This is a genomic window from Vallitalea maricola (assembly GCF_036985595.1).
Taxonomy (GTDB): domain Bacteria; phylum Bacillota; class Clostridia; order Lachnospirales; family Vallitaleaceae; genus Vallitalea; species Vallitalea maricola.
Window position 1 is genome coordinate 59,428 of record NZ_BTPU01000039.1, and the last position, 22,664, is coordinate 82,091.

Below are 22,664 nucleotides of genomic sequence, written 5' to 3' on the forward strand. Positions count from 1 at the left end.
TTCCCACCTACTCTATACCTCTTAAAAAATGACCTCTATTAAATTCTTCCACACCAAGATTATCAAGTATGCTTTCTCTGTCATATTGTTTAACGTTACATATAATACTAAAAAATAAATTCATGATCTTAACTATCTGTTCTTTACTTTCACTAGTAAATTCTAATCTTAGATTACTGATACCTAAATTATTAACTTTGTTTAATTGGTCTAATAATATTAATGGACTTGAGTTATAAATAACATTAATACAATTAATACATCTTCTATCTACTAGAAACTTTTTTCCATATCTATCCTTTAAATAATATTTTTTATTATTATAACATAACTTCTTATTATTACTAGTATTATTTATAATACATTGCTTTGATACCATTAGAGGAAGATATCCATAAACCATTATTTCGGATTGACTTGTGTCTAAATCGTTGATTTCTCTATTGTGTAGTTCAGGTGACAATGTTATACGTGATGCCCCTTCCTTTTTCCAAGCAGATATTGTCTCATTGTTAATAATGTTCATATTATAATCAATGATAATTTGTTTATTGGTACCTTTCAGCAAATACATTTCACCGTATGTTCTAATCAAATAGCCCTCGACATCTAATTTTTCTATTTGTTTAAATTTCGTTATATATCTTTTTTGGATAGTTTCATCAAATATTCTTGGCAGAGCTACAAAAACATTTGCATTATAATTTTTACAGATATTAATGATTTTCTTGATATCTTCTATCTCTATTAGTTCACTCTCAATGTATACATCTTTTACATTAAAATCTTTTATAGCTTCTAGTTGTGCCATATTCCTAATTAAAACATTTACATTACACTCAGGCTTCTTTACTGTTTTCTTATCAATTTTATAGCCGGGTAATTTTTTCGGTTCTCTTCTATATGAATCCAAAAGCATTTCTTCTAGATTCTCTAAAGCATTTCTTCTAAGCTTATTAATCTCACTAATAGGAATGAATATATTATCATCAATGTTTACATTCTTCATTACTAATTCAAATGGAAAATCCCCAGTTTTTTTGATCTGTTTAATTATTCTCTCCTCAGTAAGGGATTGATTTTTAGCTTTTTCAACAATACAGCCTGATTCTCTAATATTAAAATTGTTATAGTTCAATTCCAATTCAATTGCTTTGCCTTTATTAACTTTTAGATTACCTTCCACCTTTAACTTTTTATTTATTTTGATGATATTATTACCGATGTCATCATAAGTCTGTTTATTTTTAACCCTATAAACTAAATTACCTTGAAGGATATATTTGTTATAGTCTTTCAAAGTGATATTAGCACTATCTGACGGCTTTTTGATGGTAATAGATGGGAAAGGTTCATTACCTGTCCATATCTCTAATTTATCACCTTTATTTACTTTACTATTTAATTTTATTTCTATTGTTCTGCTTTTTTTATTAACATTAGTAACTTTTCCAATATAAGCACCTTGGTTATTAGGCTTTTTCATTGACATTAAATCTGATTTATTATTGTAATACCCTGTAGAGAAGCCACCTCTATTGTATATTTCAAGAAGTAATTCCATATCTCTTTTATCTACATCATAACCATTAGGATTTTCAAAATATCTATCTATATATTTTCTATATACTGATGTAACAGAAGCCACATATTCAGGACTTTTCATCCTTCCTTCAATTTTAAAAGATGTTATTCCTGCATTAATTAATTCAGGTAATAAATCAATTGTAGCAATATCTTTTGGACTTAGTAAATACTTACCGCCTGAATGATTTATCTTTTTAGATTCTTCATATAGTGCATAAGGTAATCTGCATGTTCCTGCACATCTTCCCCTATTTCCACTTCTACCGCCTAAAATACTACTCATTAAACATTGTCCTGAATATGAATAACACAATGCTCCATGAATAAAACATTCAATTTCTGTATCTGTATTGCTGGTAATATAGTTTATTTCTTTGAGGCTTGATTCTCTACTTAATACAACCCGTTTAAAACCTAATTCATTAAGGTATTTTACTCCTTGTAGGTTATGAATTGTCATTTGAGTACTTGCATGTATCTCTAAATCTTTAAATATGTCTCTAATAAGTTTACATATGCCGAAATCTTGTATGATTAAAGCGTCAACTCCTGCTTCATATATAATATTAATATAATTAATAAAATCCTCTATCTCTTTGTCCTTAAATAGAGTATTAACAGTTACATATATCTTTACACCTCTTAGATGGCAATACTTTATAGCTTTTATCAATTCTTCTGTATCAAAGTTAGAAGCATATGCTCTAGCACTAAATTGCTTACCTCCAACATAAACAGCATCACAACCAGCATTGATTGCTGCAATCATACTTTCAAATGAACCTGCTGGTGATAATAATTCTGGTTTATCATTCATAAATTTCACCTTTCTATATATATTAAACTTAAATGCGGATATCTATTATAAGAAACCGCAACATTATTTACATTCTTGTGTAAAACAAAAGTAGTAATATACATTATATTACTACCCGTTTTCTAAATCAAATGTTTCTATGTATTCATCTAGTTCTGCCTTATAATTTTCCATGTCTTCTTCTAATCTGTCTGCCCGTTCAATTAATTCATTCTTATCAGCTTCTAATTTATGTATTTTTTCTTGTAATTTCTCAATCTCACGTTCTTTTTCTAGTATCAGTTCATCTTTTAATTTAAAAGATTTTTCTAGATTTACAGTACCTTCTTTTGCCTTAAAATAATCATCAGCAATATTGATTGCTAATAATATAGACATTAATCTAGTATTAAGAAATTGTCCGTTCTCCGAAGCCTTTAGTTCATCTAATTTATTATTGATATAAAGAGCCACTCTTTGAATATATTCTTCGCTCTCGTCCCCAGATAATGTATATACATTACCACCAATTATTACTTTTGTATTATTCTTTGGTGACATACTAGACCCCCTTTACTACTTATTAAAGCTTGTTCCATTATTAGCATAACCAATATACTATAAATATTCTATGCAACATTTAGTACGGCTACTTAATGTTAAAACTTTTAATTATAATTAATGCTATTATAACACAAAGAAACAATAATTGACAATTAAGAATTATTGTTTCTAAGTATATATAGTTCCGTATGTTTTTATAACACAATTATTATTCATATTTAATATAAAACTATACTACGTCACTTAAGACATTCAGTACTAAGTTGTTATCTGTTGTCACCCCATCATCATTATTCCAAGTAATCACGATACCATCTGTATTATCAACTTCTGATAGCGTTTCTATTTCACTATAGGTTACATTATGTAATCTTTTTGCTTCAATAATACTCATCTTAACTATTTTATATACTTCATCATGCTGTCCGTACAAATAAAAATGGTAGTATCCTTTTTCTATCTGTTCTTCAATGATTTTCTTAGTCATCTGACGAACCTTGCTAATCATCTTATAACTCACTACCACTTCATCGTATGTTTTTAGATCCTTTGCTTTTTTACCTAAAGGAGTTATTATGTATTTTAGAGCTCTGGAGTTAATCTGCTGTACATTGATATATCCTTTATTAATCATATCCTGTAGAATCCCATTGATAGAACCAAGGGATAAACCTAAATCTTTAGCTAATTGTCTTTGGGTCACATGTTCATTATTGCTAATCTGACTTAGCAACTGTAATTCTCTATCCATAATGTTCCCCCCATATATAAATAAATTTCATATTTAACACTATGTATAGTTTAATATTATTGGAAGAAATTGTCAATAGTTAGTTATCATTGGTATAATCATTACTACAATCTATTCCAAAATGTTTATAACATAGTGACGTAACCGTCCTGCCTCTGGGAGTTCTATTAATATAACCAAGCTGTATCAGATATGGTTCATAAACATCTTCAACTGTCCCTGACTCCTCACCAATGGTCGCTGCAAGAGTATCTAGACCTACAGGTCCTCCATTATATTTTTCTATCATAGCAAGTAACATCTTCCTATCGTTTTTATCCAAACCGCTTTTATCAACATCTAGTAGATCAAGTGCATAATCAGCAACTTCTTTAGTTATATCACCTTTGTATTTGACTTGGGCAAAATCTCTTACACGTTTTAGCAATCTATTAGCAAGTCTAGGTGTACCCCTAGACCTTCTCGCTATTTCCACAGCCCCTTTTTCATCAATATCTATACCTAAAACACAGGCTGACCTTTTAACAATATCTGTTAATTCATCTAATGTATAGAATTCCAATTTATTGATAACACCAAATCTATCTCTTAAAGGTGATGTTAAAAGTCCTATACGTGTAGTTGCTCCTACTAAAGTGAATTTTGGCAAATCAAGTCTTATTGACCTTGCTGATGGACCTTTACCTATAACGATATCAATAACAAAATCTTCCATAGCCGGATACATTACTTCCTCTACTTGTCTATTCAGTCTATGGATTTCATCTATAAAAAGTATATCTCCTTCTTGAAGATTATTAAGTATAGCTGCCATATCTCCAGGCTTTTCTATTGCAGGACCTGAAGTGATTTTTAGATTTACTCCCATTTCATTTGCTATAATATTGGACAACGTTGTTTTACCTAATCCTGGAGGACCATATAATAATACGTGATCAAGAGGTTCTTCTCTCAGTTTAGCTGCTTCAATAAAAACCTTCATGTTCTCTTTTGCTTTTGCCTGTCCAATATAATCCGATAACAATTTTGGTCTAAGGTTTTGCTCTATCTTCAAATCTTCATCCATTAGTTCTGTTGTAATAATTCTTTTTTCCATTATTAATTTACTCCTTTAACAGCATGATTAAAAGCTTGCTAACTTACCTAATGCACCTTTAATAATATCTTCTGCTGTAGTTGTTTCTGTTATCTCAAGTATTCTTACTGCTTTTACTGCTTCAGTACTTGTATAACCAAGACTTACCAAAGCGGCTATAGCATCATTTTTAGCATTAGAAGTTAAAGCTAACTGACTGTTATCTTCTATTTCTGCACCTACACTATCACTATAATCTTTTAATTTTAATTTATCCTTAAGTTCTAATATGAGTTTTTGAGCTGTTTTCTTGCCTATTCCTGGTGCCTTTGATATAGTCTTTACATCATCTGCTATAACAGCAAATCTTAATTCATCAGGAGTAATCGTAGATAATACTCCAAGTGCACCCTTAGGTCCTATACCATTAACTGTTATCAGTTTTTTGAACACTTCTAAATCATCTCTTGTTATGAAACCATATAATAACATAGCATCTTCTCGAACATATAAATAAGTATGCATTTTAATATTCTCACCGATACAAGGTAAATTCTGTATTGCAGACATTGAAATCTTTATCTCATATCCTATACTCTGTGATTCTATAATTATAAAATCATCACCAATAAATTCTAATGTTCCTTTTATGTACGATATCAATTCCTCACCTACTTTTACAATAATATGTTAGAACGTTTGTTCCTATTATACTTGATTTTACCACCTATTACAAGTTTTACTAAAATCTTTCTATAATATTTTAGCTGCCTAGATTATGACTAACCAGTTAACTACTTGGTAATAACTATAAATATATGAAAAATTATATTTCACTTTAAGGAGGTATTGCAATTGTACGAATCTGACTCATATTGGATCAAATCAACACCTTCAACTAATTATCCTACTCTAGAAGAGGATATTTCTGTAGATTGTGTTGTAATTGGAGGTGGTATCACTGGAATAACCACAGGTCTCCTATTACAGCAACAAGGTCTCAAAACCATTATAATAGAAAAGAATAAAATCTGTTTAGGAACAACAGGACATACAACTGGCAAAATAACATCTGGGCATAATCTCATATACTCTTATCTTATAGATACTTTTGGCAAAAAACTTGCCAAACAATATGCAGATGCTAATCAGCAAGCTATAAGATTTATTATTGATACTGTTGAGAATTATAATATTGATTGCGACTTATGTATTGAACCCTCTTATGTATATACTACTGATAAAGACAATGTAATTATGATAAACAAAGAACTGGTAGCAGCACTTTGCCTTGGGTTGCCAGCTGAATATGTTGATTTGACTGATCTGCCATTCGGTATTGAAGGTGGAATCAGATTCTTGAATCAAGCCCAGTTCCATCCAAGAAAATATGTATTAGAACTTGCTCGTATTTTCGAGGAAAATGGAGGAACTATTTATGAAAATACCCAAGCAATTAATATTGACCCTAAGGAAAGTATTGTTACAACTACCTCTAATACCATAACTGCCAAAAACATTGTCGTAGCAACTCACTATCCCTTTTATTCAAAAGGTCATTTATATTTTGCAAAGATGTCCCCTTATACCTCATATGTTGTTGGTGCTTCAGGTCATACAAAACTAAAAAAAGGTATGTATATCAGTTGTGATAGGGATACACGGTCTTTTAGATATCTAGATACTAATGATGACAGGTTGTTATTTATAGGTGGTCAATCTCATAAAACAGGTCAAAGTGAAGATGAGAATTACAATTACACAGTTTTGATGGACTATGCCAATAAATTATATAATGATGTTTCTATTGATTACAAATGGTTGGCACAGGATTATATTACTATAGACAAAATACCTTATATTGGTCTTTTATCTGATGATTATGATAACCTTTTCGTAGCCACAGGATATGGAAAATGGGGTATGACAAATGGTACAGTCGCAGCAATGATTATCAAAGACTTAATAATAGAAGGTACTAATCCTTGGAAAGATGTATTTAATCCATCACGCTCTTTTACTCTTGATAGTATACGAAATATGTTTGCTGATTCAGTTAATACCAGTGGAGAGTTTATAGCAAGCAGATTTACAAACAGTAAAGAAGAAATAGAAAACATAAAACCCACTGAAGGTAAAGTTATAAAAGTAGAAAATATAACCATTGGTGCATATCGTGATGAAAACAATAAGTTATATCTAGTAGATACTACCTGTCCACATCTGAAATGTAAAGTACAATTTAATGATGCTGAAAAAACATGGGATTGTCCTTGTCATGGTTCTAGATTTAACTATGATGGAACATTCATTGATGGACCTGCCAATAGAGATCTAAAAAAAATAGAATTAGATACTGAGGGCAATTATGCAAAAGAATAATATATATAAATTGTGTAACCCTGTATGTTTGCAAGGTAGTATTAAAAAACAGAATTATTTTGAAGGTTGGTATTATAAATGTGTAGATGCCAGCAATAAGTACTCATGTGCTTTTATTCCTGGAATCTCAACTAGTACTTCTCAGTACAAACGCCATTCATTCATCCAATTTATTGATAATTCCAATGTTCTGCCCTTATACATCCCATTCTCCATAAAATCATTTTCCTATTCTGATGAGCCATTTGTACTTAATATTAGTAATTGTGTTTTTTCAGATTCAAAAATAATAATAAATATTGAGCATAATGATTTTATAATTAAAGGTAAAATTATTTTTGGTGATTTTACTGATATCAAAAGAAATATTAAAATGCCTACCATAATGGGTTATTATAGATATATTCCATTTATGGAGTGTTTCCACAGTATAATAAGTTTGTCTCATCCTCTGAAAGGGTATCTCAAAATAAATGATAGGACTATAGATTTTAATAATGGTACAGGTTATTTGGAAAAAGACTTTGGTACATCATTCCCCAAAAGATGGATCTGGGTACATTCCAATACTTTTAATTTAAAAGAAACTTGCTTAATGTGTTCAATAGCATCCATTCCATTTATTAGTAAGACTTTCACAGGATTGATATGCATATTGTATGCAACAGGTAAAGAATATAGATTTGCAACTTATCTAAAAGCAAAAATCACAAAACTTCTTTGCTCCAAAAATAATCTGCACATAGAATTGTCCCAAGGTAATTATAATTTAGAAGTCAGAAGTATGTGCAGCGATAATAACATACTTATAGCACCTAAAAATGGTAACATGAACCGAAAAATCATAGAAAGTATGTCAGCAAAAATCAAAGTCAAATTATTTAAAGATGATTATGTCATATTTGAAGCCATTACTTATAATGGATGTGTGGAATATAACTAATATACCACACATCTTACTTTTTAAACTAATTTATTATTTATCTTATATATAATGTCTTCTACAACACATTTAATCAAATATAGGCTCTAACAGTTCCTTTTCTCTAGCCTTAAAACACATCTCAATTTGTTCTTTGGTATTCCTGCCTAAAGATAACTCAGGTAAATTATCATAATCAAAAAAATCAGACTCACAAGTCTCTATGTTATTTATATACTCCCCTTCAATATAATCACATTCAACAAATATTTTATATATAGAATAAGGAAAATCATCATTGACATATTTATTCCTGTCAAGAACAGCTATAATACGTTTTGGTGATACTACAGCTCCAGCTTCTTCCATAGATTCTTTTTTAGCATTTTCCGATACACTAAGGTCTATATCAGCATATCCTCCAGGTAGTGACCATTTACTGTCCTTCTTTTCTTTAACCATTAATATCTTATTATTCTTGAATATAACTGCTCTGACATCTATTTTAGGTGTTTGATAGCCCGTTTCATTAGCGAAAAGTGATCTGATTTTTGTATTACTGATCTGGGTATATTTGCTCATTATTTCAACACTAATTTCTCTTATTCTCTGGAATCTTTCAATATCAAATTCATTTTTTGAATATGCCAGACCCGATTGTGATATTGCCTGTAGTTCTTTAGCCCATTGTAACCATTGTTTATCCATCTTATAGCCCTCCTGACTTGTTATAATGATAGTATATAAACATTTACTCGTAATTCTTAATCAATTAATTAACCTTCAAAAATCATAGAGGCATCCTTTTATAACTTATTTCATTATATATTTTTTTATCTTATTTGTATACTACGACATTTTAATTATATAGTAAATAGGAGAAGATAATTTGATTCTATAAATATATTTGGTAAGGATAATTTTTCAATACAGGGGAAAAATATAGATAATAAAGTTTAATATTCGTAATTATCTTTTAATAATATGTTATAATTTTTTCCTTTAATTATAAGTATATATGTAATATAATGATTAGGTAGATTCATCCAATTAATATTAAACTTTTTAAGTATGATACCTGGCATTTATTTTTGATAGTGAATGCTAAGTAAAAAAACAAAATATAATTAGTAATAATTATATGGACAGGAGAATTATAATGAATAAAGAAAATAACCATGATTGCAATTGTAACCATGACCATACTTCAAAACATGAAGATTGCCATTGCCATGATCATGAAGATGATTGTTGTAACCACGAACATGAACACCACCATGAGACTATAACATTAACTTTGGATAATGACGAAAATATTGAATGTCTAGTATTAGGTGTCTTTGAAGCAAATGAAAAAGAATATATTGCTTTACTTCCAGAAGACGAAGATGACGTTCTACTTTATAGATATTCTTCCTCAAACGACGAAGACGTTGAACTTGCAAACATTGAAGATGACGATGAATTTGATATAGTATCCAAGACATTTATGCATTTAATTGAAGAAGAAGATAGCAATGAGGACGATGAATAATAAAAAATAAAGGGTGATTTCATAATAATATTAAAAATATTGTTATGAATCGCCCTTTTTTTACCTATATGAAAATCACCTTATCAATTTCTCACTTGTCCACTACCATATATCACATACTTGGTAGTTGTAAGCTCTCTAAGCCCCATAGGACCTCTTGCATGAAGTTTCTGTGTACTTATACCTATCTCGGCACCAAAACCAAATTCAAAGCCATCTGTGAACCTGGTAGATGCATTAACATATACTGCGGCTGCATCTATTTCATTCAAAAATCTTCTGGCATTAGTATAGTTTTCTGTAATGATTGATTCTGAATGCTTAGTATTATTTTTATTTATATGATCTATTGCTTCATCAATATTATTAACCACTTTTACGGATATCTTGTAATCCAAGTACTCTGTTCTATAATCATCTTCAGAAGCTTCTTCAATATCTGTTACTATAGATTTTGCAATATTATCTCCTACAATAGTTACATTATGTTCTCTTAGAGCCTTACAAGCCATAGGTAAAAATTCTTTTGCTGCATCAGCATGAACTACAAGACTTTCACATGCATTACATACTCCTGGTCTTTGAGTTTTTGCATTAACAAGAATGTCTTTTGCCATTTCTAGATTAGCTTCCTTATCAACAAAGATATGGCAATTACCTACACCTGTTTCTATTACAGGTACAGTGCTGTTGTTTACAACTGCTTGGATAAGTCCTGCACCACCTCTAGGAATTAAGACATCTAGATATTCATTGAGCCTCATCATCTTTGTAGCTGTCTCTCTGCTGGTATCTTCTATAAGTGATACTGCATCACTTGGCATATCTGCACTGACAAGTGCGTTTTTAATAATCTCAATAATCTTAAGATTAGAGTTTATTGCTTCTTTACCACCTCTTAGGATTACTGCATTTCCCGTTTTAAAACATAAAGCAAAAGCATCTACAGTAACATTTGGTCTTGCTTCATATATTATTCCAATAACTCCAAGTGGTACTATTTTTTTACCTATCTCTAAATCATTAGGTCTCTTTTTCATCCACATGACTTCACCAATAGGGTCATCTAATTGAATAATCTGTTCAATTCCTTCAGCCATAGATTTTATACGATTTGAATCAAGAGTCAATCTATCGACCAAAGAACCTTTTATACCGTTTTTCTCTGCATTAAGCACATCAATTTTATTAGCATCGATGATAGCTTTTTCATTTAATAATAAAGCATCAGCAACCGCCTTCAAGCCTTTGTTTTTATCAATTGAAGAAAGTCTTGATAAAAGATAACTGGCTTTTTTGGCTTTTTGCCCTTTAATATTTAATTCTTCCATGTCTATTCACCTCTTAAATTATTATAGTCTAGTATTTTGGGGACGTATTCACTTTTCTTTTTTAAATCTCTTGGGATTCTGTAAAAATATAATCTGGCTTCACATCATAAACATCGGATGGAACACTATTCAATAGTTGATAATCATAACAAATAGCAACTATGTTAAATGCTTTTCTAAACTTAAATAGATATCTATCATAATAACCTCCACCAAAACCAATTCTATTTTTAGATTTATCAAAGGCTACACCAGGCATAATGAATAAAGATTTTCCTGTTGGTACACCTTCAATTAAAGTTTTAGGTTCCAATATATTGAATTTACCTTTTTTCAAATCCTTCATTGAGTTAATATAGTAAAATTTAATAATGCCCTTCTCTTCAACTTTTGGAACAGCAACTAATTTATTATCATCCCAAGCTTTTTTAATTATTTCTAGAGTATCTACTTCATTAAAGTTACTTACATATATGAATAGATCATAACATTCTTTATATACTCTGTTATTTATTATTTTATTATATATTACCTTGCTTTTATTAATAACATCATCCTTAGACATTTTACTTCTTTTATCTAAATAGCTTTCTCTTATTTCTTTTTTAATCATTTCTTGTGTTTAGGCTTTAACGGAGTAATATTGCCTTTTTCATCCTTTAATTTTATTGTATTCATAGTACTTTTGAAATTTTTTCTTACAGCATTTAGATACTCTTCTCTAAGGAGTGATTGTTCAATTTTTTCTTCATCAGTAAGTCCTTCGATTTTGTTTTTTTTATAAAGTTCATTTATACGGTCAATTTTTTTCTTTTCCATATTTTCCTCCTGTCATTCTTATATCACCAAATAGTCATATTACAGTTATGTGCTTATTACATTTATTCTAATCTCTAATAGGTAACTTATCAAGTTGTTTCTTAAAAAAATATATAAATATATGAATTGATAATAATTATTATAAATTATTTTATTTTTTTTTCAACTATAATTGTATTTTTTCTTAGTTAATATCAAATAATAAGTATAGTCCAACAATATTTCATTACTTTGGAGTGAATAATATGATAAAAAAAATAATGATACCTTTATTAATATTTATAATGATTTCAACTAGTTGTTCAAATAGTGAACAAAAAGATGAAAAGACAAATTCAACCCTTGTGAATAAGTCATTAAAATATCAGTTAGTTAATATAACTGATGAGATAATTAATCGTCTAGAAAAAAAAGACTATATTAAATGTTATGATGAATTAATGAATTTTCACGAGAAAGCAAATGAAGTGGGAATATACTATATTACTGATAATGATGAAAATGCTGTTGATTTCAAAGCTTTGATTAATGAGTTAAGTAAAAATATATCGGATGAAGCTGATAAACAGAAAATACAAAAAGTTGCAATTGATGTTGAAAAAAGTCAGATAAAAATATTAACTCAAATGGCATCAGAAGGTGGCGGCAAAGAAAAATCATCAGGGTCACAAGGTGAAGATAGCTCTAAATCCAGCGGTTCAAGTGGAAGCGAAAAAAGCAGTGATAACTCTTCAAATAGTAGCTCTGATAGTGAATCTAGTTCTGGTAAGTCAGAATCTCAGCCATCAGAAGATATTATACTTCCACAAGAAGAATTATTAAAGAATTATCCAGAATTAGTTACTACAGACAATGATCTAGCTATTCAAAATAAAGCGTCTGATCTATATAAATACTGTAGTTATATATTAACTTTAGAAGAAAACGATAAAAAAGCTGGTTTAATCAAGTTAAAATATTACTTATATAAAATTAAGAATTTAGCTAAATTAAAGAAATTCAATGATATTGGTAAATTTTATACCAAGCTGGAAAGTGAATGGAAAATGGAGTTAGAAAATGCTAAAAAAGTTAGTGACAAAGATGCTAAAATTGTTAATTCCATTATTGATAATTTAATGAGCCAAATCAAAGATAAAAATATACCTGTAATTGATATATCTAATAAGATAGCTGTAAAATCAATTAATAATTTAATTGATAAAACCAGTTAAATGACTAGTTATTAAAAAAAGGAACTTTTTCACAATACATTATTTAATTCAAGATTGTTTAGTAAATAAATGTATTATTGAAAAGTTCCTTTATTTTATTCTTTAATTAATCTACATACACTTGAATAGCATCAATCTCCTGTCCATACATTCCTGCATACCCATTATTAGAATCATAGGTACTATATCCTGTTACCCAAGATAACCATCTATTACTGTTTTTCAAGTGAACTCTATAATGTACAGTTTTTCCAGTATCAGTTTTCATCATTAATCCATCTATAGGTTTTCCTTTTATTCCTGCATAATCGTTTCTATTTTTTACTGCTGACAACCAACTTCCACCTTTAACATGAACTCTGTAAGTTATATTTCCACTTGATAAGTTTGCATATACACAATCTATAGCTCGTCCAAAAATACCTGCATAATCTTGTTTGTCAGTTACATTTGCCAACCATTTTTTACCTACATTTTCGTGAACTTGATAAGTAACATTTATATTACTTTGAGAACTACCTTTTGCTTTGTAGTAATAGGCGCAGCTTATGGTTCCATCCCACTGGGATAATTTAGTTTTACTATACCCTGGATCCATTATATAGACTTCGCTACCACTGCAATAATCAACTGCTATAGAATGACCGTTATTATTGACTCTTACTTCTACATAATAACCATTATTTAAAAGATCCTTGATTTGCTTATGAATAGATGTAAATGAAGAGTATGTAAAATCTTTCCTACCTACTTGATAAAAATTAGGAGAATTTGATTGGGTTGTGGCTGATGAACTTAGATTTCCATCTAAATTGATATTAGAATGGTGACTAATAAATCCAGCATTTTCATATCTGTCTACTAGACTACCTGGATTAAAATTACTCTCATTTTCAACACCAGCATGAACCATCAAAATTGCTAAAGATGTAATCTTACATCCCCAAGCACCCATTGTTCCATTATCACCAACTTTTTTGTTTGTCCATCTACTATCATATTGTTTCCAAGTTTTATAATTACCATAAGCATTAGATGTAATATTAGTTGCACCTAAACTCATCCCCATTAAAGTTGTTATAATTAGTAAACTACATAAGATTTTCTTTAAATATTTGCTCATACTATTGACCTACCTCCATATTATTTAAATTATTCAAGTTTATACTATGTAAGTTTATGCCAAACAGATTATATTTTCTAAAAATATCTCCCCCTATATATTAAAATTATTAACATTTCCATAATTATTTTACACCTTTAAATATAATTGTCAAACTATTTTTCAACATTTTTTTAACTTTAATACTTTTTTGTATTATTTATCAAGAGTCATACAATTCAAATCTACAAATATATCTATAATATTCAGTTATCTAATATAATAATTTTCTTTTGTTGTACCACAAAAAAACTTCTGGACAATATTTATTTTAATATTACCAGAAGTTTTTTATTTCACATGAAATTATTAATAAAATTTATTATTTTGCTATAAATAATGTACCTATCTGCTCTCCATATACTATTTTTTCAATAACATTATCAACACTAGCATTGGCTATAACCATATCTATTCCATTGCTTGTAGCAATTTTAGCTGCAGCAATTTTGGTAGCCATACCGCCTGTTCCAACAACTGAACCTGCACCACCTGCCATATGCTGTACATTATCAGTTATCTCAGATACTTCAGTAATAAGTTTGGCATCATTATTCTTTCTTGGATCTTCTTCATATAAACCGTCAATATCAGATAATAAGATTAATAAGTCAGCCCCTACAAGTTTACTTACGATAGCTGATAATGTATCATTATCTCCATAAACAATCTCTTCTGTAGCAACAGTATCATTTTCATTGACAATAGGAATTGCACCCATTTTTAATAGCGCATTCAGAGTATTTTGTGCGTTCTGTCTTCTAATAGGTTGGTCTATGAGATTTTTTGTTATGAGAATCTGAGCTACATTTTGATTATATTCACTAAATATCTTCTGATAAATCATCATCAAATTCGCTTGTCCTACTGCTGCTACAGCTTGTTTTTCCTCTAAACAATTAGGTCTGCTAGGTAAATTCATTGTTTTAGTTCCTACAGCAATAGCACCTGATGTAACCAATATTACATCTTTTCCCATGTTCTTTAGATCAGTTATCTCTCTAATCAATCTTTCCAATCTAAAATAATTTATTTCGCCTGTTTCTTCATAAGTTAATGATGATGACCCAACTTTAACTATTACCTTTTTCTTGTCTTTCAATCTTTCTCGTACAGTCATTATATATTCCACCTTATATTTTTAAGTGATTTATGTGATTTATGTATTTTATAAAGTAAATAACACTTCATCTAGTTTTTTACTATATTACAGTAATAAACTTCTTCTATTTTACATGACAATGTTAAAATAATCAAGGAAAATAAGTTCCATTATATTTATTTTATTGTTATAATAGGCTTATGGAAAAATTAGGTTCCAAATAATAATCTGAGAGGTGATATCGTATGGATATTAAAACAGCTATTAGTAAGCTTAATGAAGCTGATGACAAACTACACGCTATTGAACATGCACTTGCTCTTATACAATGGGACGGGGCAACTGGAGCACCAAAAAAAAGTGTTGAAGGAAGAGCTAAAACTTTATCTATATTAACAGGTGAATACTATAAAACTCTTGTGAATGATGATTTTAATGAGCTTCTATCTCTATTAGAGGATAATAAAAATGAACTTGAGTATGTAATACTTCGTAAAGCAGAAGAGTTTCGTAATGAATATGACAAAATCGCAAAAATACCTGTTGAGATAGTTACAGAATACACAGAAGTCCAAGCTAAAGCTAGCGCTGCTTGGGAGGATGCTAAAATAAAAAGTGATTTTTCTATATTTGCTCCACATCTTGAAAAAGTAATTGAATTCAATAAAAAATTTATTGAATTAAGAGGTTACACTAAACACCCTTATAATACTTTATTAGATGATTATGAAAAAGGATTGACTACTGATGATCTAGATGAATTTTTTAGTGAACTTAAAAATTCTATTGTGCCTTTAGTTGCTAGAATAAAAGAATCAAAAGTTACAATTAACGATGATTTTATTAAGAAAACATACTCAACCAAAAAACAAGAAGCACTTAATAAAAAATTATTGAAATCACTTGGGTTCAACATAGATTCTGGTATGATGGCAGAAAGCCAACATCCATTTACTACTAATTTCAATAGAAATGATGTTAGAATAACAACTCATTACTTTGAAAATAATCTTTTATCAGCACTATATAGTACATTACATGAAGGTGGTCATGCTATATATGAACAGAATATTGGTGAAGAATTAAATTTCACATCACTTGGTACTGGTACTTCCATGGGTATACATGAATCTCAATCACGATTTTTTGAAAATATAGTTGGAAGATCTCATTCTTACATAGAATATCTATATCCAATTATAAAAGATGCTTTTCCTGAAAACTTTAATGATGTTACATGTGAAGACCTTTATGAAGCTGCTAATAAATCTGAGCTTTCTTTAATCAGAACTGATGCAGACGAACTTACTTATTCACTTCATATTATGATTAGATATGAAATAGAAAAATTACTATTTGAAAATAAGATACTAGTAAGTGATCTACCAGAAATATGGAATAAAAAATATGAAGAATATATGGGATTAACTCCACAAAATGATGCTGAAGGTATTTTACAAGATGTACATTGGTCAGAAGGATTATTCGGTTATTTCCCATCATATGCACTTGGAAATGCTTACGCTTCTCAATTTGCCAATAAGATGAAGGAAACAATAGATTTTGAAAAAGACCTTAAGCAAGGTAATTTAGAAAATATTAGAGAATGGTTAAAAGAAAACATTCATAAATATGGAAAATTGTTAACTCCAAGTGAGATAATAGAAAAAGCAACTGGCGAATCACTTAATGCCAAATATTATATCGATTATCTAGAAGATAAATACAGCAAAATATATAATCTATAAGATTTTAGGATTCGTAAACAAATAATCCTAACAATGAAAAGAGAGCAGGAAAAAAATTCCATTCTCTCTTTTTATTAACTATTTTTTTGTAGTCCTATTTGTTACAGCTTCAGCAACCTTAATACCATCCATAGCAGCTGACATGATACCACCTGCATAACCTGCACCTTCTCCACAAGGATATAATCCTCTTATGTTGCTTTCATAATACTTGTCTCTAATAATTCTTATAGGCGAAGAAGATCTGGTTTCAACCCCTGATAAAATAGCGTCTTCTCTTGCAAATCCCTTGATTTTCTTATCAAAAGCTGTTATTCCCTCTTTTATGGCATCACAAACATAATTAGGTAAACAATCATTAAGATTAGAAAGGGTTGCTTTATCACCTAGGGAAGGTCGGACATCGCCAATGTTTGCTGATATTTTATTATTCATGAAATCTACCGATTGCTGAATAGGAATATTATAATTGCTGCCTCCAGCAATATAAGCTAATTCTTCCCATTTTCTTTGAAAAGCCACACCTGCAAGTACATCATCTTCAAAAAAATCTTCTGGAGTTATATTGACCAAAAGTGCACTATTAGCATTATCAGCATTTCTTAAAAAATTACTCATACCATTAGTAACAACTCTACCCTCTTCTGAACTAGCATTGACAACGTACCCTCCTGGACACATACAGAATGAATATACTCCTCTACCATTATTACAATGATGTGTTAATTTATAATCCGCAACTGGTAAGCTTTTATGTTCATAGCTACTTCCATATTGTGACTTATTAATTAAATCCTGAGGATGCTCAATCCTAAGTCCAATAGCAAATGGTTTCTTTTCAATAAGTATATTATTGTCCTTTAACATGGAAAACGTATCTCTTGCACTATGTCCTATTGCAAGAATAACATTCCTAGACTTTATTTTACTTGTATTATTAACAACTACTCCAGCTATACAACCTTCATCAACTAACAAAGATGTAACTTGATTGTTGAATCTTACCTCTCCACCTAAATCAATAATTTTCTTTCTAATGCTTTTTACAACTTTCCTAAGATAATCAGTACCAATATGAGGTTTATTATAGTATAATATCTCTTCAGGAGCTCCACATTCAACAAATTCCTCTAGTACTTTTCTATTTCTAAAAAATTTATCCTTAACCATAGTATTTAACTTTCCATCTGAAAATGTTCCAGCTCCGCCTTCACCGAATTGAATATTCGACTTAGTAGAAAGCTCATTAGTAACTATAAATCGTTCCACATCCTTCACACGATTATCCATATCCTGTCCTCTCTCAAGGATAATAGGCTCATACCCATTCTCAGCCAATATAAGCCCACAAAAAAGTCCTGCAGGTCCAGAACCAACTATTATTGGTTTATCTGTAAAATTGGCACTTTTATTAGGAAATTCATATTTCTTATTATTAACAAAACAAAGAGAACGATTACCTTTCTTAGCTAATATTTTATCTTCATTATCAATCTTTATATCAAAGGTATAAACTATCTTTATATCATTCTTTTTCCTAGCATCAATAGATTTTTTTACAATCGTATAAGAAAACTTAGTATCCTCATTTATCCTTAATTCTTTTCTTAGTCTTCTATAAATATCATTTTCATTATGATCAAGACCAAACTTAATTTGCTGTAGTCGTAACATCTAACTTATCCTTTCATGATTCAATTTTCTATAAAACTTATCAATAAATTACCACTAATTCATATACATGTAATACAGAGCTTAGATGGTATAGGGGGAATATGGAGCAGTGAGCCATGGACGGCGAACTCAGCTTTTTAAACAGGACGTTTAATTAGCTGACGAAATATTCCCCCTATACCGTCTAAGCGACCGTTAGTTACTAGCATTCATACCTGCAACAACCCCCGTACTCCAAGCCCATTGTAGATTATACCCTCCACAATCACCATCTACATCTATAACCTCTCCAGCAAGATATACATCTTTAACTTTCCTTGATTCTAGAGTAACCTCATCTATTTCACTTGTTATGATACCACCTGCAGTAACTTGTGATTGATTCCATTGATTGGTACCAGTTATAATTAATGAGAATTTTTTTAGAATAGATACAAGCTTATTTCTTTCTTCTTTTTTTATGTCAGCAGATTTTTTATTCAATGCTATACCCGCTTCTTTTATAATTATATTGATTAATCTTTTGTTAATCAAACCTATAAAATTCTCTTGTATAGTTTTATTAGGCATAGAAGTCAACCTCTTCAACAGAATTTGATCCACTTCCTTATCTGATAAGTCATGGAAAAAGTCAATATCTACACTAACTCTCCTATTATCATTAAGATAATCAGAAGCAATTCTACTAATCTGTAAAATAGGTGGACCTGATATACCATAATCTGTAAACAATATTTCTCCGTATTCTTTCCGTATTATTTCATTATTCTCATCTATTATTTTAGCCAAAGCATTTATTTTGACACCTTTTATTTGTTTCAAGAAATCAGCACCAGACTTAAGCTGAACCAATGAAGGTATGGGCTTTTTAATAGTATGTCCAAGAGATTTAGCTAATGTAAATCCACTACCATTAGAGCCTAGGTCAGGAGAAGATTTTCCTCCAGCTGCTATAATAATTTTATTACCATAATATTTTTTATCCTTTGTATAAATGACAAAGTTATTACTTCGCTCAATCTTAGTAACTTCAGCATTGCATTCTATATTTATTTTCAATCTATCTGCTTCAAGTCTTAGTACATCCAATACCGAGCTTGCTTGTAATGAATTAGGATAAACTTTTCCACTATCAACAGTAATAGGATATATGCCTAATTCACTAAAGAACTCCAATGTTTCATTTACATCAAACAACTCTAATATCTTTGTGATGAAATCCTTATTTCCACCATGAAAATATTTGTTGGAACAGTGTATGTTGGTTAGATTACATCTACCATTCCCTGTAGCCAGTATTTTTTTCCCAATTCTATCTTTTCTTTCTAAAATGGTAACTTTTGCTCCATTTCTTGCTGCGACAATTGCTGCAACTAACCCTGAAGCTCCACCACCAACAATAACAATCTTATTTTTAGCCATAAAAAAACCTCACATCATATAATAAAACTATTTTAAGTTATTTATTATATGAATGCAAGGATATTTTATAAACAATGTATTATTCTTGATTGACTTCAACTTTTTTCAAGTAGTATATTCTTGAACCAAAGTCTCCAATATATCTTACCTGATCACCAAATCCAGCTCCATTGAATTGTTGTAAAGGCTTTAATCCAGCATACATCAAGCTGTCACCATATTCATCTACCTTTTGAACATCATTTTTGAACATATAATTATCAGATATTGTTTTATGTATAATTCCTCTTACACCATTGGTCTTCACATTAAAAGGTACATAATCATTGATTAATTCACCAAATCTCTCTATATTCATAAATTGTGCCCTTGATTCCAGATGATACATATACTGTTCTTCTAAACCTTTTAATTTAATGGTCTCCAAACTTTTGTTGCTTTCTTGCAGTTTTTGATAATAGCCTACAATGGCTTCTTCTTTATCCTTAGAAACTACCATCCATATGGCATAATTTGTTTCAAATGGTGATTTAATTCTATAGAATGTACCATACTGTAATAATTTCCTATGTTTCTTATAAAACTCTACTTGTTTCCTAATAGCCTTTTTCTCGAAATTGGAGAGATTATTCAAATTAAGTTCATAACCCAATAATCCGAAACAAGCCACGTTGAATCTTGATTCAATACTGTTTTGTCTCAATACTTGATGTGAAGGGTTAGAACCAACATGAGCTCCAAAGGTACTTAGTGGATAAATCAACGATGAACCATATTGAATATTCATTCTTTCACCAGGGTCAGTATTATCACTTGCCCATGTTTGGGGCATATAATATAACATTCCTAAATCATACCTATTACCACCACTAGCACAACTTTCAAATAATATATCCTCAAAATTCGTTTTCAATCGATTCAGTAAATCGTATAATCCCAACATGTATCTATGTGCCAATTCCTTTTGTCTATGTTTTGGTAGATATGAAGAATAAACATCAGTTACACACCTATTCATATCCCACTTTACATACTTAACCTTTCCCCGTCTGAAAACGCTGCTAAGTTGTTTATATAGATAATTTATTACGTTAGGATTAGACATATCCAACATTAATTGATTTCTTCCAAGTGATGGTTCTCTATTTTCAAGTTTTATAGCCCAACTGGGATGTCTTTTATACAAATCACTCTCTTGTGATATCATTTCAGGTTCCACCCATAATCCAAATCCTAGTCCCATTTCATTAATTTTATTACTAAGACCTTCAAGACCATTAGGGAGTTTCTTTTTATCTTCAACCCAATCCCCTAAACTAGTTGTATCATCATTACGCCCTTTAAACCAACCATCATCTAGTACAAATAATTCCATGCCAAGTTCTTTTGCAGTTTTTGCAAGTTTTAACAATTTCTTCTCATTAAAATCAAAATATACTGCTTCCCAACTATTAGCTAAAAGAGGTCTTTTTCTGAATTGCCATCTCACTGGAATTAGATTATGATTAATGACATCATGAAAATTCCTGCTCATGCCTCCTATTCCATTGTTTGAATAAGTCATTATTACTTCTGGAGTTTGAAATTCTTCTTTTTTATCTAACAGCCAGCTGAAATCAAATGGATTAATTCCCATCTGTACCCTAGTTTGATTATGAGGACTGACTTCTGCTAACCCTTGATGATTGCCACTGTATAATAAAGAAAAACCATAACAGGAACCATAGTCTTCTGTAGTATCAGCCTCTGATAAACACATAAAAGGATTGAGATCCGAACTTGAAGTAAATTTTTTTGAATTAATATAGTATACTCCTTTATTAAGTCTTTGTTTTTGTATATGCTTTTCTCTGATCCATTTTCCTTCAAGAGTTATCAAGTCGTAATCACAATTATCAAAATCAATATTAAAACTCATTGCCTTAACAATTTTAATCCTACCTGATTCACCATTAATAATTTTTATACTTCTTGTAATGACATCTCTATCATAAAAAACAGAGTACTGTAATAACACATATACATCCATCACTTGGTCATATAACTTAATCTCCAATGACGTAACAGTGTCCTCGTTCTGAAAAGTATGTGGTAATCCCTCCATATCTTTTTTGCCTTCATATATGTTATATGAATGAAATAGAAAATCACTTACTCTTGAATTATCACTAAACTCTATATGTAATGATGGCTCTCTATAATCAGACTTGCCATAAGTTGATAACTCTAATGTAGTGGTGTTCAAAGAATAATGTTCATGTTTTTTACTATAATTAGTCTCGTTGCCAACTGGTGTTACATAATTATGATATAAATTATTAAAATCATCCCTGTTTCTTATTTTACGTCCATAATATAAATATGATAAGTGATTGGACTCTAATACTTTTATGATATAACTAGTATTGGATGTTGTAAGATGAAATTCATTGTTATTATTTACATAAATCATTAAAACACCTTCTCCTAATAGATTTTATTAATTCTAATAAGTATGACCACATTCCCGACCAGCAAAAAACATACTCTTAATGTTGTTAATATAGATTAGTGTATCATAATTAACAATTACTGTAAACTT

The 22,664-nt window shown here is 29.9% G+C and carries 19 protein-coding genes; 5 read left to right on the forward strand and 14 right to left on the reverse strand.

What is annotated here, in order from left to right:
- Positions 1 to 7: 7 nt before the first annotated feature.
- The 5 genes from AACQ14_RS13340 to ruvA form a co-directional block, all read right to left on the reverse strand.
- Positions 8 to 2,404 (reverse strand): U32 family peptidase, encoded by a 2,397-nt coding sequence (locus tag AACQ14_RS13340; protein WP_339364073.1) that lies wholly within the window; start codon positions 2,402 to 2,404, stop codon positions 8 to 10.
- A 111-nt stretch (positions 2,405 to 2,515) separates the two neighbouring features.
- Positions 2,516 to 2,944: a cell division protein ZapA gene (locus AACQ14_RS13345; RefSeq protein WP_339364074.1), complete on the reverse strand. Its 429-nt coding sequence runs from the start codon at positions 2,942 to 2,944 to the stop codon at positions 2,516 to 2,518.
- Positions 2,945 to 3,176: 232 nt separating this feature from the next.
- Positions 3,177 to 3,698: a winged helix-turn-helix transcriptional regulator gene (locus AACQ14_RS13350; protein WP_339364075.1), complete on the reverse strand. Its 522-nt coding sequence runs from the start codon at positions 3,696 to 3,698 to the stop codon at positions 3,177 to 3,179.
- Between the two features lie 79 nt (positions 3,699 to 3,777).
- Positions 3,778 to 4,794 (reverse strand): Holliday junction branch migration DNA helicase RuvB, encoded by a 1,017-nt coding sequence (gene ruvB / locus AACQ14_RS13355; protein WP_339364076.1) that lies wholly within the window; start codon positions 4,792 to 4,794, stop codon positions 3,778 to 3,780.
- A 27-nt stretch (positions 4,795 to 4,821) separates the two neighbouring features.
- Positions 4,822 to 5,436: a Holliday junction branch migration protein RuvA gene (ruvA, locus tag AACQ14_RS13360; protein ID WP_339364077.1), complete on the reverse strand. Its 615-nt coding sequence runs from the start codon at positions 5,434 to 5,436 to the stop codon at positions 4,822 to 4,824.
- Positions 5,437 to 5,628: 192 nt separating this feature from the next.
- On the opposite strand from ruvA, the gene AACQ14_RS13365 reads away from it, so the two are divergent.
- Positions 5,629 to 7,155, forward strand: coding sequence for an FAD-dependent oxidoreductase (locus AACQ14_RS13365; RefSeq protein ID WP_339364078.1), 1,527 nt, complete (start codon positions 5,629 to 5,631; stop codon positions 7,153 to 7,155).
- Positions 7,142 to 8,098: a tocopherol cyclase family protein gene (locus tag AACQ14_RS13370; RefSeq protein WP_339364079.1), complete on the forward strand. Its 957-nt coding sequence runs from the start codon at positions 7,142 to 7,144 to the stop codon at positions 8,096 to 8,098. The genes AACQ14_RS13365 and AACQ14_RS13370 overlap by 14 nt, the downstream gene beginning before the upstream one ends.
- A gap of 69 nt (positions 8,099 to 8,167) precedes the next feature.
- Here the strand turns inward: AACQ14_RS13370 and AACQ14_RS13375 are convergent, their stop codons facing one another.
- Positions 8,168 to 8,785, reverse strand: a complete 618-nt coding sequence (locus AACQ14_RS13375; protein WP_339364080.1) for an NUDIX hydrolase — start codon at positions 8,783 to 8,785, stop codon at positions 8,168 to 8,170.
- A 451-nt stretch (positions 8,786 to 9,236) separates the two neighbouring features.
- Here AACQ14_RS13375 and AACQ14_RS13380 point away from each other — a divergent pair, with 451 nt between their 5' ends.
- A complete protein-coding gene (locus tag AACQ14_RS13380; protein ID WP_273326553.1) occupies positions 9,237 to 9,611 on the forward strand; it encodes a DUF1292 domain-containing protein in 375 nt (124 codons plus the stop codon).
- Positions 9,612 to 9,694: 83 nt separating this feature from the next.
- On the opposite strand, the gene AACQ14_RS13385 is transcribed toward AACQ14_RS13380, so the two are convergent.
- From AACQ14_RS13385 to AACQ14_RS13395, 3 genes are all read right to left on the reverse strand, one after another.
- Positions 9,695 to 10,942, reverse strand: a complete 1,248-nt coding sequence (locus AACQ14_RS13385) for a glutamate-5-semialdehyde dehydrogenase (RefSeq protein WP_339364081.1) — start codon at positions 10,940 to 10,942, stop codon at positions 9,695 to 9,697.
- 61 nt (positions 10,943 to 11,003) lie between these two features.
- Positions 11,004 to 11,555: a 5-formyltetrahydrofolate cyclo-ligase gene (locus AACQ14_RS13390; RefSeq protein WP_339364082.1), complete on the reverse strand. Its 552-nt coding sequence runs from the start codon at positions 11,553 to 11,555 to the stop codon at positions 11,004 to 11,006.
- Entirely contained in the window at positions 11,552 to 11,761 is a 210-nt protein-coding gene (locus AACQ14_RS13395) for a DUF896 domain-containing protein (RefSeq protein WP_339364083.1), read from the reverse strand. The genes AACQ14_RS13390 and AACQ14_RS13395 overlap by 4 nt, the downstream gene beginning before the upstream one ends.
- A gap of 245 nt (positions 11,762 to 12,006) precedes the next feature.
- Here AACQ14_RS13395 and AACQ14_RS13400 point away from each other — a divergent pair, with 245 nt between their 5' ends.
- On the forward strand, positions 12,007 to 12,975 hold the full coding sequence (locus AACQ14_RS13400; RefSeq protein ID WP_339364084.1) for a hypothetical protein: 969 nt from the start codon (positions 12,007 to 12,009) through the stop codon (positions 12,973 to 12,975).
- Positions 12,976 to 13,081: 106 nt separating this feature from the next.
- Here the strand turns inward: AACQ14_RS13400 and AACQ14_RS13405 are convergent, their stop codons facing one another.
- Positions 13,082 to 14,098 (reverse strand): hypothetical protein, encoded by a 1,017-nt coding sequence (locus tag AACQ14_RS13405; RefSeq protein WP_339364085.1) that lies wholly within the window; start codon positions 14,096 to 14,098, stop codon positions 13,082 to 13,084.
- A gap of 361 nt (positions 14,099 to 14,459) precedes the next feature.
- Positions 14,460 to 15,257 carry a glutamate 5-kinase gene (gene proB / locus AACQ14_RS13410; RefSeq protein WP_339364086.1) on the reverse strand — a complete coding sequence of 266 codons (798 nt, stop codon included), beginning with the start codon at positions 15,255 to 15,257 and terminating at the stop codon, positions 14,460 to 14,462.
- Positions 15,258 to 15,484: 227 nt separating this feature from the next.
- Between proB and AACQ14_RS13415 the strand changes: the two genes are divergently transcribed.
- The gene (locus tag AACQ14_RS13415) at positions 15,485 to 16,987 is read left to right on the forward strand and encodes a carboxypeptidase M32 (RefSeq protein ID WP_339364087.1); all 1,503 of its coding nucleotides are present in this window, start codon (positions 15,485 to 15,487) and stop codon (positions 16,985 to 16,987) included.
- A 78-nt stretch (positions 16,988 to 17,065) separates the two neighbouring features.
- On the opposite strand, the gene AACQ14_RS13420 is transcribed toward AACQ14_RS13415, so the two are convergent.
- From AACQ14_RS13420 to AACQ14_RS13430, 3 genes are all read right to left on the reverse strand, one after another.
- Positions 17,066 to 18,661, reverse strand: a complete 1,596-nt coding sequence (locus tag AACQ14_RS13420; RefSeq protein ID WP_339364088.1) for an NAD(P)/FAD-dependent oxidoreductase — start codon at positions 18,659 to 18,661, stop codon at positions 17,066 to 17,068.
- Between the two features lie 195 nt (positions 18,662 to 18,856).
- Positions 18,857 to 20,083: a BaiN/RdsA family NAD(P)/FAD-dependent oxidoreductase gene (locus AACQ14_RS13425; protein WP_339364089.1), complete on the reverse strand. Its 1,227-nt coding sequence runs from the start codon at positions 20,081 to 20,083 to the stop codon at positions 18,857 to 18,859.
- Positions 20,084 to 20,162: 79 nt separating this feature from the next.
- The gene (locus AACQ14_RS13430; protein WP_339364090.1) at positions 20,163 to 22,535 is read right to left on the reverse strand and encodes an alpha-galactosidase; all 2,373 of its coding nucleotides are present in this window, start codon (positions 22,533 to 22,535) and stop codon (positions 20,163 to 20,165) included.
- Positions 22,536 to 22,664 lie beyond the last annotated feature (129 nt).

Coding starts and splice junctions, on each gene's coding strand:
- AACQ14_RS13385 (WP_339364081.1), bottom strand. CDS start 10,942: ATGGAAGAATTAAATATTAAAGGGCAAAAAGCCAAAAAAGCCAGTTAT.
- ruvB (WP_339364076.1), bottom strand. CDS start 4,794: ATGGAAAAAAGAATTATTACAACAGAACTAATGGATGAAGATTTGAAG.
- AACQ14_RS13400 (WP_339364084.1), top strand. CDS start 12,007: ATGATAAAAAAAATAATGATACCTTTATTAATATTTATAATGATTTCA.
- AACQ14_RS13345 (WP_339364074.1), bottom strand. CDS start 2,944: ATGTCACCAAAGAATAATACAAAAGTAATAATTGGTGGTAATGTATAT.
- AACQ14_RS13420 (WP_339364088.1), bottom strand. CDS start 18,661: ATGTTACGACTACAGCAAATTAAGTTTGGTCTTGATCATAATGAAAAT.
- AACQ14_RS13415 (WP_339364087.1), top strand. CDS start 15,485: ATGGATATTAAAACAGCTATTAGTAAGCTTAATGAAGCTGATGACAAA.
- AACQ14_RS13405 (WP_339364085.1), bottom strand. CDS start 14,098: ATGAGCAAATATTTAAAGAAAATCTTATGTAGTTTACTAATTATAACA.
- AACQ14_RS13340 (WP_339364073.1), bottom strand. CDS start 2,404: ATGAATGATAAACCAGAATTATTATCACCAGCAGGTTCATTTGAAAGT.
- AACQ14_RS13370 (WP_339364079.1), top strand. CDS start 7,142: ATGCAAAAGAATAATATATATAAATTGTGTAACCCTGTATGTTTGCAA.
- AACQ14_RS13380 (WP_273326553.1), top strand. CDS start 9,237: ATGAATAAAGAAAATAACCATGATTGCAATTGTAACCATGACCATACT.
- proB (WP_339364086.1), bottom strand. CDS start 15,257: ATGACTGTACGAGAAAGATTGAAAGACAAGAAAAAGGTAATAGTTAAA.
- AACQ14_RS13390 (WP_339364082.1), bottom strand. CDS start 11,555: ATGATTAAAAAAGAAATAAGAGAAAGCTATTTAGATAAAAGAAGTAAA.
- AACQ14_RS13350 (WP_339364075.1), bottom strand. CDS start 3,698: ATGGATAGAGAATTACAGTTGCTAAGTCAGATTAGCAATAATGAACAT.
- AACQ14_RS13430 (WP_339364090.1), bottom strand. CDS start 22,535: ATGATTTATGTAAATAATAACAATGAATTTCATCTTACAACATCCAAT.
- AACQ14_RS13375 (WP_339364080.1), bottom strand. CDS start 8,785: ATGGATAAACAATGGTTACAATGGGCTAAAGAACTACAGGCAATATCA.
- AACQ14_RS13395 (WP_339364083.1), bottom strand. CDS start 11,761: ATGGAAAAGAAAAAAATTGACCGTATAAATGAACTTTATAAAAAAAAC.
- AACQ14_RS13425 (WP_339364089.1), bottom strand. CDS start 20,083: ATGGCTAAAAATAAGATTGTTATTGTTGGTGGTGGAGCTTCAGGGTTA.